The sequence below is a fragment of the Lentzea sp. DG1S-22 genome, assembly GCF_036321065.1.
Classification (GTDB): domain Bacteria; phylum Actinomycetota; class Actinomycetes; order Mycobacteriales; family Pseudonocardiaceae; genus Lentzea; species Lentzea jiangxiensis.
Window position 1 is genome coordinate 4,721,369 of sequence record NZ_CP143276.1, and the last position, 12,466, is coordinate 4,733,834.

The 12,466-nt window shown below is 64.7% G+C and carries 5 protein-coding genes; 2 read left to right on the forward strand and 3 right to left on the reverse strand.

The genetic code is table 11. The annotated features are described in order from the left end of the window. Both pglX and pglW read right to left on the reverse strand, forming a co-directional pair. Window positions 1-3,588: a BREX-2 system adenine-specific DNA-methyltransferase PglX gene (pglX, locus tag V1227_RS21580; protein ID WP_329787393.1), complete on the reverse strand. Its 3,588-nt coding sequence runs from the start codon at window positions 3,586-3,588 to the stop codon at window positions 1-3. 20 nt (window positions 3,589-3,608) lie between these two features. Beyond that, entirely contained in the window at window positions 3,609-7,958 is a 4,350-nt protein-coding gene (gene pglW / locus V1227_RS21585) for a BREX system serine/threonine kinase PglW (protein WP_329787394.1), read from the reverse strand. 262 nt (window positions 7,959-8,220) lie between these two features. On the opposite strand from pglW, the gene V1227_RS21590 reads away from it, so the two are divergent. Then, on the forward strand, window positions 8,221-10,053 hold the full coding sequence (locus V1227_RS21590; RefSeq protein WP_329787395.1) for a DNA/RNA helicase domain-containing protein: 1,833 nt from the start codon (window positions 8,221-8,223) through the stop codon (window positions 10,051-10,053). Between the two features lie 99 nt (window positions 10,054-10,152). Next, the gene (locus tag V1227_RS21595) at window positions 10,153-12,042 is read left to right on the forward strand and encodes a DUF2075 domain-containing protein (protein WP_329787396.1); all 1,890 of its coding nucleotides are present in this window, start codon (window positions 10,153-10,155) and stop codon (window positions 12,040-12,042) included. Window positions 12,043-12,096: 54 nt separating this feature from the next. Here V1227_RS21595 and V1227_RS21600 read toward each other — a convergent pair whose 3' ends face one another. Continuing rightward, window positions 12,097-12,288, reverse strand: coding sequence for a DUF397 domain-containing protein (locus V1227_RS21600; RefSeq protein WP_329787397.1), 192 nt, complete (start codon window positions 12,286-12,288; stop codon window positions 12,097-12,099). Window positions 12,289-12,466: the final 178 nt, after the last annotated feature.

Below are 12,466 nucleotides of genomic sequence, written 5' to 3' on the forward strand. Positions count from 1 at the left end.
TCAGCCCTTCTTACGTCCGCGGGTGGCCGCGGCGGGTCGCCACCCACGGAGATCATCCTCCGTGAGCTGGTGCTTGGCACGCTGCCCGTCCAGGAAGGCCTGGTACTCCTCCGCCGGGTTGCCGCCCCACTCGTCGTCGTACTCGCCGTGCCACTGCTTCACCCAGGGCATGGCCTCGAGCAGGCCCGCCAGCAGCGGCTGGATCTTGTCGGTGCCCCAGCCGGCCTGGTCGGTGCGGTCGTTGACGATGTTGACCAAAGCCTGCGCCTGGTCCTTGTGGTCCCAACCGGCCCAGCCGAGCAGGAGCGTCGGGTCGGAGTCGGGGTTCGCGTCCGGGTAGGAGATGAACCGCTCCTTCGGCACGTCCAGCTTGCCGCGCTGTGACCAGTAGCTGGTCTTCTTGAAGTCTGCCGAGGTGTACTTGGGCGGGACCGCGATGTCGAGCCGCTTGCCCGTGCGGTCCTCTTCTCGCTGCAGCTCCCAGGTCTCTTCCCACTGCTGCCGCTTGCGCAGGCCGGAATCCTTGTAGCGCATGGCGGCGAGGTACGGGACGTGCTGGTCGGCGATGACCTGTTCGAGAATCTGGGCCAGGGTGAGGTCGCGCTTCTTCAGGTGGTCGGTCGCGTAAAGCTGAGCCACCGAGTGCATGTCGGCGTCATCTTTGAACTGGTCGGCGAGTTGGCTGACGGTGAGCGCACGAGGCTGCTTCATTCCCTCACGTCGACCGAACCACATGTCCACTTTCTCGCAGCGGCCGAGAAGCCAAGTTCGCAATGCCTCAGCTTCCTTCTTCTCCCATTCTTGCTCTACCCACCTACGCTTGCATTCGGGCCGCTCGACCAGCGCGACATCCTTACGTTTCTCAACAACATCGATGCGCGCGCTTACGATGCTCCTGTACCATTCCGGCCAACATCCAGGAATTTCAGTGATAGGAGCCGACCCGTGGCGAGCAAACCATTGTCCGATCGCTTCATCGACTCCCGCGTCACGAGCGATCAAAATCTCAAACGACCGTTCACCTAGATCAATTTCCGGAACAGAGTCGAGGTCCTGAGCAGTCAGCGCGCGCACTTCATTGCCTGAAATAAGCCCATACAAAGCATACACATGCCAGTCAAGCTCTTCCTGAAGCGCTATCATCTTCCTTCGAATCCGCCCAAAATCCCTCATCAACAAATCAAGTTGCGCTCGCGTGGGTACCACTGACCGAAGTGCTACCGATGGCTCACACTCGCGCAATCGCTGAGAGAGATCATCCATCCGACAACCCAAGTCAAGCGGCAAATTTTCCGGAACCGGAAATTCAAGGAGTTTGGTTCCAGTGAATTCGAAGTAACTCTCCCACGCGTAACGACCCGTCGACCGTTCGCCACCACGGTTCCCTTTATCCTGACTCACCTGCTTAAGCCAGAAACATGCCAACGAAGAGTTGAGCAAGCCCAACAAAGCCAAGTGATCATCTTCACTTGCACCGTCAAGCATCTTAATGACCGGAGCAGATCGAATGAACACATACTCAGACCGCGACAAACTAAAGTGAGCATGAGTCGAAACAAAGGAAAAAGAAATCAAGTGTCCCGCCCAGTATCGACTTGGCGAAAAACTCGAGTATTCAAACCACGTGAGACCCTGTTCTTCCTGAGTTCCCGATAGCGCTCTCCGAAGCTTCAACAGAAGACGATTGGGCCAAAGAGCACGCTCCTCCGAACCGCCTATGGCAGCGGATCGATCTTCAGAGTACGGAAAAATCACCAGCTCAGCGCCAGCATTTCTCCAGTCACGTATGTCGACACCGCTAGCCATAGGGCGGATGTGGGCGCTTGAAAGATTCATTCGGCGCCCAAGTGCAGGACCAACTAGATAAGCATCATCTTCCCGAGTCGTCGCACAGAAACCAATGCTAGACACCCTGGCACGCAAAGGCTGCGAGCAGGAACTCTCCAACGCCTCCATTAGGCCGCTTGCTCCGCCTCCACTTAGCGACCAAGGATGAGAAGCCAGCGACTTGCGCGGAATATAATCGACGCTGACCCAGTCCGACTCACTGCCCGGCACGCCGACCTGGCGCACGATCGCCTGCCACGCGAGTCCTTCAGAGGGAATATCAGGAACCACCGGTTCACCGCGAATACCAAGCACGGCGAGGACGGGCTCATTCATGCGCGCAGCGAAATTTCGCCCAACAAGAATAACCGTGGGCGTTCCGTGGCCCGGGATGTGAGCACCAGAAGTATCTACTACGTGCGTCAAATGGACACTCGGGAAGAACCGCTCAATTAGCTTCTTTCCGAATTCGCGCTTCATGTACGAGTTCGCTGTTATCTGACCGACATAGCCCGCCGTACGATCGGAGCCATGCGTCCGAATCGCCAGATTGAACAAGCATTGCACAAACGGAACAGACAGTGCATACTGACCAGCGCATGCATCATAGCCGCGCCGGTAATTATCGCTTTCTTGCTTGTCTTTCGGAGTAATGTACGGGGGATTTCCGACAACTACATGATACGATCCTCTTCCCAGAAGATTGCACCGGCGTACATATTCTTTTACATCCTCTGGATGGTATGTATACATGGCCACTTGGTCAAAAAGGTCCATTTGCACGCCGGGAGCACCACGGCCGTGCAGAAGTGAGTCTCCTACAGCAACGTTGATCGGGAAGTCCGACGCATCTACAAGGCTCTTCTCACTTGCAGCACACAGCGCGGCGATCAGAAGTCTAAACCGGGCGATGGAAGTAGCAAATGCATTTTTGTCACAGCCGTGAATAGACTCCATCGAACGGCGAACCAGCGCCCAGTCATCGGTACCGGGCTCAGCGGCACGCCACTTCTCAATCAACCGAGCGAAGATTCCGAGCAAAAAGTGCCCAGATCCACAAGCGGGGTCGATCGTCCGCAGCCCCTTGAGCCCGAATTCCTCAACAGCAGGCTCAAGAGTCAGATCGAGAATGAACTCCTCGACGAACTCCGGCGTCTGCAGCAGCGCGTAAGTCTTCCGAGCATGCTCGGAAAGATCCTGGTAGAGATCACCAAGGAACCGAGTATCCAGCGCCGAGTCCGTGAAGTCATACCCACCCTCCCGCCGCCGCCAGAACCGCAACAACTCAGTGGCAGCCTCGAACGAAGGCTCGATCTCCCACAACGGGTTATGGTCCCCATCGAACAGCCCAGCCACCGCGGGGTGAGTCGACGCAAGATGGTTGAACGCCTCAATGATCCAGTCACGGTCGTTCAACGAAGGATGCGCACGGAAGAACGCCTCGTGCCGCTCCTCCGCATCAGCCAACCGCTCACCGGGTCCGGCGATGTACGGCCACTCAATCAGCTGGTTGTCTTCGCAGAACCGCACGAATACGGTGCCCAGCACCCACGCGGCAGCGACCTGGGTGACGCGCTCGTCACGCCAGGCCCCGTACGTGGCGGCGGTGCGCTCGGCCTGCCGCGCGAGGTCGTACTCGGCGCGCAGGGCGGTGGCGAAGCGCTCGACCTCGTCGCTTTGCACACGCAGGTCGTCCTCCAGCGCGGTCACCTGCTTGCGCAGGTCCTTGACCAATGCCGCGTGGTCGAATCCAGGAGCCAACGGAGCGTTCCTTCCAACTATCAGGCTGCGCCGCGCAGCTTTTCGAGAACCGAGCTGGTCAGCACCACGCGCTCGGAGTCGTCCAGCACCTCGACCGTACGGCCGTCGATCTGCGGGGTTTCCAGCGCGGACTCCGCCGGGCACAGCAGCCACAACCCATGTGGTGCGTCGGCTGCCCGCCGGGCCGCTTGCTGCAATGTCACGAGCGTGTCGTGGCCGCCGTGGTCGAAGTACCGCGCGAGCAGGCCGGCGTCGTGCACGAACAGCACGCTTCTTCCGTGCGAGCCAGCGTCCATCAGACCTGCCGCGACCCGCTTCAGCGCCGTCGAGACGTAGGACGCGAGTCCGCGCGACATCGGTCCCGACTGGCTGAACTTGGCGTCGGCGGTCAGCACCTTGTTCCAGTCCGCGCCGTGCTTGGTGACCAGCTCGCGGAACGCCGTCAGGAACTCGCGGTTCAGGTCGACGACTCGGACCGGATACGTCTGTGCGATCAACTCCGCCGCGCCCTGCAGGTGCTTTCCGCGCATCGTCATCGCCAGGAAGCCGCCGCGCTCGACCTTGGCCGCCAGTTTGCCCTCGGTCACCGCGACCGGGTCGAGCCCTGCCGCGACCATGCGGTTGTGCGCGCTGACCGAGGTGCTGGACGACGATGCGATCCGTGAGTACTCCGGTGCGGGTGGCCTGAACTGCTTGGCCGCGACGTCGTACTCCAGGGGGAAACCCGCCTCGCGGAGCGCCTCTTCGAGGACGACGTGCGTCGGCCGCGGGTTCACCGCCAGCTCCGGGAAGCGAGCGCGGACCCTGGCCAGCACGTCCTCGATGCTGAGGCCGCCTTCGCGACGCACGCCCGCTCCGGCTTGTGCGATCCGCAGGGCCTTGGCCAGGCTCAGGTCACGCGGATACAGCTCGAGCCGCGGAGACGCCGCCGCACCCTGCGACGCGGACGCCGCGAGCGCGACGAGCCGGGTGTCGGCGAGGGCCGCCATGCCTTCCGGTGCGCGCACGCCGCGAAGCTCGCGTAGGACGACGCCGCGTCCTGGCAGGGGATCCTGTGTGATCAGCTCGTCGGCCCGCCTGCCCAGCGCCACGGCGTAGTCGGCGAGTTCGGAGGCGCTCGGGTCATTGCCGAGCAACGACTCACACGCGATCAGCACCCGGTCGCCACGACGCAACACGTCGAGCCGAGGGCCGCCGTCGCCGTCGGCCAGCGCCTCGTCCGGGTGCAGCCCTGCCCACTTCTCCGCCTCGACCGCGGCGCGCACCACCGCGAGCGCCTTCGCCTCGGCCGCCTTCGGGTCGTCATCGCCGGTGCCGTGGCGTGCTCGGACCGCCGCCGCGAGTTCGTCGGCCGACATCACCCGGCCTGAGCCGGCGACTGTGTCGACCAGCTCGTCTCGCACGTCGGCCAGCCAGTGCTCGCTCGCCCAGAGCTTGGCGACCGCCTGCTGGTGTCGCGACACCGACGCTTGCGTGATCTTGGCGGCCTTCGCCACCTCGACCTGGTTGGGCCAGCTCGACAGCTCACCTTCGAGGCCCAGCGTCAACCTGACGACGTCGGTTCGCGGCGCACCTTTGGCCTTGCTCATCGGTACGAGCAACGTCGTCAGCTCGTCGACGGTGAGCTGGCCGCGAAGGTGCTGTACGGGTTCGGTTTCGACGAGCGCTGGTCGTGACGATGTCGTCGGGCGCTGCAGTGCCGCCGCCCACTGTTTGTGCCGCTTGATCAGCTCGTTGCGGATCATCCGGCCCGCGCCACGTGCCCTGGAGATGTGGTGCAGCGGTACGGTCAACAGCTCGCCGACCGTGGTGGCGTGCAGTCCCTGCGCCAGCGAGACGGCACGCGGCGTCAGGCCCGCGGCCTCCAGCGGAGTGTCCAGCTGGGCGGCTTCGGCGTGGACGTCCCGGTTCTCGTCGACAGTGCCGGTGGAGTCCATGCCGACGGTCGCCGGTGTGGTCACCGGGTTGGCCGCGTCGGCCACGCGGAACACGTCCCGCCACGCGTTGTGCATCTGCGCCAACGTGTCGAAGCGCTGATCGACGTCGCGGTGGAAGGCCCGCTGGAAGAACGCGCTGAGCCCGTCACGGAGGCTGAGGTCGAACAGGTCGGCCGCGATGGTCGGAGTCTCGTCGGACGTGGTGCGCGGATCGGAGATCCCGTCACCCCAGACCGGGCGGGTTCCTGATGCCATCTCGTGCAACGTCACTGCCGCGGCATAGCGCTCGGCGTGGTCGTCGAACGCAGGGCGGCGCACGGTTCCGAGGAACGGGTCGAGGTATCCGCGCGTGCCTGCCTTCACATCGCGCTCGGAGATGCCGTGCAACGAGAAGTCGAACAGCATCAACTGGTACGAGCGGTCGGCCCGCCGGAACACGCCGAAGTTGTCCGGCTTCAGGTCCCGGTGCCGGACTCCCTTGGCGGCCAAGTGGTCGAGTGCGGTGAACAGGTCGCCGCCGTACCTGTCGAGCCGGTCGTACGACAGCCTGCCCTCGGCCCGCAGCAACGACCCCAGCGAGTGTTCGCCCGCGTAGTCGAGGTCGAGGACCGTCCGGCCACCCAGCTGCCGGGGACCGTCCAGCAGCCGCACGATGACACCACCGCCGACGAGGCGCAGCGCGTCGGCCTCGGCCAGCAGCCGCTCAGCTTTGGCCTCGTCCAACGCGATCTTCAGGACGCGCTGCTCACGCGTGCTCTCCTCGTTGTCGTCGTCACGTTCCCGGGAGACCAGCAAAGCTCGCGCGGTCGCACCGGTGCCGAGCACGCGATCGACCCGCCAGTCACCGTCGACCGTCTGACCGGGCAGCACGGTGAGCGGGTCGACGTCCGTGGCAGGCTCGGGTGCGTCCGAGGTCTTCTCGATCTCGTCGAGCTCACGCAGGAAGGCGTCGGCTGAGTCGATCCTGTCGTGCACCGCGGCCCTGGTCGCCTGGAAGATCAGCGCGTCCAGTGCGTCCGAGACCCCGTCGAACACCGCGTACGGGTGCAGGCCACCCTCCGCGGCGACCCGGTCCACCAGGCTCGCGCGGTCAGCGGCAGGCGGCTGGCCGGTGAGGATCAGGTAGGACACCGCGCCGAGGCCGAAGACGTCCAGGTCCACCGGATCCGCGTAGGGGGTGTCGAACTCCGGCGCGAGGTAGGTGTCGGCGGAGTCCGCGATGTAGTCGCCACCGAGCGACGAGTTGCCGAGCGACGACATGCCGGTCGTGTCGAAGTCACGCGCCGCGCTCTGCCAGTCGATGACCCGGAGCACGGGCGATGCGCCGTCCTCCTTCGCGGACACGTAGACGGAACGTGCTGCCAGCGCGCGGTGGTAGAGCGACCGGCTGTGGGCGTAGTGCAACGCTTCGGCCAGTTGACGCACGAGGTCCAGCCGCACCTCTGGCGTCAGTCGTTCGCCGTGCAGCGCCAGGTAGGAGTCGAGGCGCAGGTCCGTGGCGTTGTGCCGGAACAGGATCGCCGGGCCGCCCTGGTGCTCACGGATCTCGGCCGCCTGGACGATGCCGCGGTGGGCGATCCCCTGCAGCACCTGGTATTCACGCCGGGCCGCGCGATCGACCGACTGCCGGCGCTCCTCGGTCGCCTGCAGCTCCGTGAGGTAGATGCGAACGCGCCCTTCCTCGCGCACGATGCCCGTGCGCTTGGCGAGCCGGTCCTCCCAGCTGGGTCCGGCGTCGAGCCGGTCGGCCGTCAGCTCCCAGCCGTCGCCGAACCGCAGGTGTGCTGTGGACGCCCGGATTCCGATCTTCTCCAGCAACCGGGGGAGCTGGCGCGAGAAGTCTGCCGTCACCCGCTGGGACTCGCGCTGCGGCGGCGTCGCGAGCAGGTCACGCCAGATCCACGGAAGGCCAGAGCTGTTGTCGTCACGTGCGTAGACACGCGTCGCCTGCACAGCGTCGAGATGAGACTCGAGTCCCGGCGCGGACAGGAAGACAACGGGCTCGACACGCGGGACACGCGCGCTGATGTGGAGCTGCTTGGCAGCCCACTCCAGCCTGTTCTTCAGCTCCTTGGACTTCAGATCAGTCAGATGCAGTGGGTTTCGCAGCGTGCGTGACCGGGTGCTGCCGTCGGGGTAGAAGCTCCAGGTCTCACCGTTGTTGACGACGCGGCCGGGGTGGCCTTTCAGCTCCACGAGGTACAAGCCGCTCGGCACGGCGATGAGCAGATCGCACTCGTTGATCCGACCGGACGCCGCTGTGAAGGAAAAGGTCGACCACGCGCGGTACGGCTCCGCGTTCGGCATCAGCCGCCGCACGTGGTCAAGACCGTCCTGCTCCCAGGGGTACTCCGAGGTCCGCTCCTGGAACCACCGCTTCTGCGCTGGTGGTGGCGCCGGCTTCGGCGATGCAGGTCGGCCTCCTGAAGCCACGATCTCCACTCCCCCGCTGTCTCTGCGCTGCCGAACGGCCGATGCTACTGCCTGACAAGTGTCGCAACCGTGCGTATTCGATCAACACCGCGCGCGTCACTCAGCCGGCTGACCAGGCCATCGCTCCTCTGTCACAGAGTGTTACCCGCAACTCGCTCCAACTCGTCACTCGTTTGGGTATAACCTGATTGAGTGATTGGCGTCACCCAGGGTGAAAATGGGGGAGTCGGTGCCACTCGTACGGGGTCAAGCCAAGGACCTGTTGAAGGAAGCAAAGAACGAGACGCTGCACCGACGGCTCGCGCGGGAGTACCACGCCACGCAACTCAGACCCGTCAACGCGCGGGAACTCCAGTCGTGGCGGAACAGCCTGGGCGCATTCCTGGAAGTACTGGACGCCGCTGGGCTTGGCGACAGCGAGGTGCTGCTGGAACACACGCTGCCGCGGTCATCGCTGCGGATCGATGCCGTCGTGTGCGGCCACAACCCCGAGACCGCTCGTCCGTCCTACGCGTTCGTCGAGCTGAAGCAGTGGGACCGCGTACATTCGATGGTGGGAAACCTTGTACGGCAGCACGAACACGATGAGCTCAGAACGCACCCGGTCGACCAGGTGCGCGGCTACTGCCGCTACGTCCAGCACTCCATCCCGTTGATCGCGGAAGACAAGAAGCTCGTCAGCGGCATCGCCTACCTGCACAACGCGAAGCGGTCCCACGTGGAGCTACTGCTGCGCCACCAACCCGATCACTGGGGTGAGCTCTACACGGCTGATGACCGGTCCAAGCTCGAGGAGAGGCTGGCCAGCCTGCTCGACCGGAACCGGTCCTACGAGGACAACGTCGCGACCGCTGACAGGTTCCTGAGCTTTCCGGTGCGGCCGTCGGCCGAGTTCATCGAGATCATCAAGAACGCGGTGCTCGAGCGCCAGTTGTTGCCGCTCGTCGACCAGCAGCGAGCCGCCTACCAGCTCGTCGAGGACGCCTTGGTCGATGCGGACGAAGACGCGCAGAAGACGGTCGTGGTCGTCGTGGGAGGTCCGGGTTCGGGCAAGAGCGCCATTGCCCTGAGCCTGCTGGGGCGGCTCGAGGAGCTGGACATGCGCGGCTACCACACGACCGGTTCCAAGGCGTTCACCGAGACGTTGCGCCTCCACCTGGACCGGGACGGCAAGGGCGTCCGAGACGTCTTCAAGTACAACAACAACTTCCAGGACGGACGCAACCGCAAGGTGAGCGTCCTCGTCAGCGACGAGGCACAGCGCATCCGCCGGTCCAGCTCACAGTCGGGTTCGCGCCGACAGGACCACGGCGCCGAACCGCAGATCGCGGAACTGATCAAAGTGGCCCGCGTTCCCGTCTTCCTGCTCGACGAGAACCAGCGTGTGCGGGCTGACGAGGTGGGTTCGGTCGACGAGATCACCAGAGTGGCTCGAGGTCTCGGCTGCAAGGTCGAGGTGATCAACCTGCGCGGGCAGTTCCGCTGCGGCGGCAGTGACGCGTTCGACCGGTGGGTCGACCGTCTGCTCGGGATCGTCGACGAGCCCCCGGTCGTCTGGGCCGACCTGGCGTCCGACAGCCCGTTCGAGGTGCACGTCGGTGACAGTCCGCGCGACATGGAGAACTGGTTTCGCGCACGCAAGGCCAAAGACCAGAGCGCCCGGATGACCGCGGGCTTCTGCTGGCCGTGGCCGTTCGACCACCGATCACCGAAGCCCGACATCGAGATTGGCAACTGGCGGCGGTGGTGGAACCTGAAGAAGCCTGCCAAGGACGGCCCTGAGCACATCTACTGGGCGACTGATCCGAAGGGCGCCCGCCAGGTCGGATGCGTGTACACGGCGCAGGGGTTCGAGTACGACTGGGCCGGGGTGATCTTCGGACCGGACCTCGTCTGGCGCACGGACCGTTGGGTCGCCCGGCCGGAGCGGTCGTTCGATTCGAAGGCCAAGGAGAACCGGGCACTGTTCCCCGAGCTCGTGCGCAACGCCTACCGTGTGCTGCTGACCAGGGGAATGCGCGGCGTGACCATGTTCTCGGTCGACCCCGAGACCCAGCAGCACCTTCGAGCGATGGTCGGCCGGACGGCTGCTTGATCAGCTAGCCTCGGGATGCGGCCCGCCAGGCACCGAGGGACACCTCGTCGTTGCCTCCACCCGCGTGTGGATCGAACACGCCCAAGTGGGGGAACATTCGTGGCTCTCGTCCGTCAGAGCGCCGAGTCGCTGCTCGCCGACGCCTTGGCCGATCGCCTGCACAAGGTGTTGGAAGACAAAGCACGGATCCAGTTCGAGGCCGGTGTGAGCGACGGCGAAGTGAGGTCCTGGCAGAACAGCCTGCCCACGTTCCTCAACGATCTCGTCGACGCCGGTCTCGGTCACGTCGAGGTGTTGCTGGAACACAAGCTGCCGCACAGCCCGAAGCGCGTCGACGTGGTGCTGTGCGGCCGGAACCCGCGGCACGGCGGACCGTCCTATGTGCTGGTCGAACTCAAGCAATGGTCGAAAGCGGAGCCTTACGGCGACGACCTGGTCAAGGTCGAGTTCTACCCCCAGCCCGTACTCCATCCGCTCGAGCAGGTCCGCCTGTACTGCGAGTACCTCGTGGACTCGACGCCTGCTCTCGCCGAGCAGCCGGACTCCGTGCACGGAGTGGCTTACCTGCACAACGCGCGAAAGGCCGGGGTCTGGAACATCACGCGCTATGGCGTCGACGAGTTCGGTGAGCTCTACACGCTCGACGACAAGAGCGAGCTGATCAATCGGCTCCGCGCGTTGCTCGACCCGGACGCCACGACGCGCGACGGTGCCCGCGATGCCGCCGACGAGTTCCTCGGCATGCGTCACGCGCCGTCCAAGCCGCTGCTGACCGTCGCGGCCAAGGAGATCCAGGAACGCGAGCAGTTCGTGCTGCTGGACGAGCAGCAGGTCGCCTATCGGCTGGTCACCAGAGCGGTGGACAAGGCTCGCGCGTCGCGGAAGCAGACCGTGGTGATCGTGCTGGGCGGTCCGGGCTCCGGCAAGAGCGTCATCGCGTTGAGTCTGCTCGGCGAGCTGGCCCGGCAAGGCCGAACCGCCTACCACGCCACGGGCTCCTCGTCGTTCACCAGCACCATGCGCAAGCACGCGGGCAGCCGCAACAAGCGGGTGCAGGCGATGTTCAAGTACTTCAACAACTTCATCGACTCGGAGCGGTTCGGGCTTGACGTGCTGATCTGCGACGAAGCACACCGCATCCGCGAGACCAGCCTCAACCGCTACACGAAGCGCGAGGTACGGGAGAAGGCGCGCCGTCAGATCGAGGAGCTGATCGACGCCGCGCGGGTGCCGGTGTTCCTCCTCGACGAGAACCAGACCGTGCGTCCCGGCGAGATGGGCTCGCAGAGGGAGATCGAGGAAGCCGCCGAGGCCGCGGGCTGCGACGTGCAGGTGGTGAAGCTCGGCGGCCAGTTCCGTTGCGGCGGTTCGGAGTTCTTCGACGCGTGGGTCGCCAGGTTGCTGGGCATCAAGGGAAATCCGACACCGTGGTCGGCTTTGGTCAGTCGCATGGACGACGAGTTCGTGGTGAGCAGCGCGGAGTCGCCGCGTGAGATGGAGTCGTGGCTGCTCGACCGCCAGGCCAAGGACGGCGGCACCGCGCGGATCGCCGCCGGGTACTGCTGGAAGTGGAGCGACCCCGCCACCTTGGACGGCACGAAGGTGCTGGTGCCGGACGTGCGGATCGGCGACTGGGAGCGGCCGTGGAACGCGAAACCGGAGCAGCGGGTCCCCGATGTGCCGGCGTCGCATTTCTGGGCGAGTGACGAGCGCGGGTTCGGGCAGATCGGCTGCATCTACACCGCCCAGGGGTTCGAGTACGACTGGGCGGGCGTGATCTTCGGGAATGACTTCGTCTGGCGCGGTGACCACTGGAAACCCCAGCGCGAGCACTCGCACGACCCCGCCGTCAGGAAGGCCGACGAGCTCCACTTCGCCAGGCTGATTCGCAACACCTACAAGGTGCTGCTGACGCGTGGCATGCGCGGTGTCTGCGTCTACTCCGAGGATCCGGAGACCCAGGAGCACCTGCGCTCGATGACGAGCTGAAAGGGTTCGTGGAGCGCGCTGTTCGCGGCAGGGACACGAGCCGCGCGCATCAGGTCAGCGCCGGAAGCCGCCGGACTTCACGGAACCGAGGAACGCCATCCACGCCGTCGCCTTGACGGCGAAGGTTCCGTTATCCGAGTCCTTGCTGTCTCGAATGTCGATTTCGTCCAGACCAACGACCAGCTCGACACAGTTGTCAGATGAGGTGTAGTTAGATTTGCGCCACGTCTTGTGAGAGTTCGTCATGTCGCTGGAATCTATTCTTTGAAGAGTTCAGCTCAAGCGCGGATGATCTCGAGCGTCTCTTCGGACGTGAGGGCCTGCTCGTCCGCGACCGTAGAACTGCATGCCGCCGGTTACCTGCTCCGCAGGGTGTCGGACGGTGGCGGCCCCGGCCGCGCCGAGTACCAGTACCGGCTCAGCA